This is a genomic window from Psychrobacter sp. 1U2 (assembly GCF_051847575.1).
This window is the reverse complement of the sequence record NZ_JBPYDC010001110.1, coordinates 1-703: the sequence shown is the minus strand read 5'-3', so window position 1 is coordinate 703 and position 703 is coordinate 1. Positions and strand designations below refer to the sequence as shown.

Here is a 703-nt window from a genome sequence, read left to right as displayed (position 1 = left end):
CAGTACGGCTTTGCAAGATTCTAAGCAACGCATTCACCATACGCTTGGTGATGGGGTATTTAACCACTTTATCAAGATGGTAGAACCAGTAACAGTAGCACGTGCACACCTTACCGCCGAAAACGCAGCTTCAGAGATTGATAGAGTCATTCGTGTGACCCTCAAAAAACACCGTCCAGGCTACTTGCTACTATCACCAGATGTGGCACGTCAGCCTATTTACCCACCATCTACTAAGCTTGTCGATAGTGCAGAGAAAATAACCAGTGAAGCTGCCTTGGCTGATTTCAAAAAAGCATTGAAGGCGTTTTTGCCGAACAAGACCACCACTTTGATGGCGGACTTGATGGTGCATCGTTTAGGACTACAAGACCAGCTCAAAGCTTTGATTGCGGATACCGAGATTCCTTATACGACGCTATCTTGGGGTAAGACTCTATTGGATGAGCAAAGCGATCGCTGGGCTGGCACATATGCAGGCGTAGCATCACGTCCAGTAGTGAAAGATGCAGTAGAAAACTGCGAATGCCTCATTAAAATTGGGGTACAGTATACCGATACGACGACTGCAGGATTTAGCCAAAATATTGACAAAAAAACAGTCGTAGATTTGCATTATGAACGCGCGACCATTAGTGGACAGAACTTTGCTCCTATTGCGTTAGAAGATGCGCTACACGCATTACATGAAGTCATGACATCA

At 45.4% G+C, this 703-nt stretch carries 1 pseudogene; it reads left to right on the top strand.

The features are described from left to right. Positions 1-703, top strand: a pseudogene (locus ACS8FD_RS20660) (indolepyruvate decarboxylase); the annotation flags it as partial.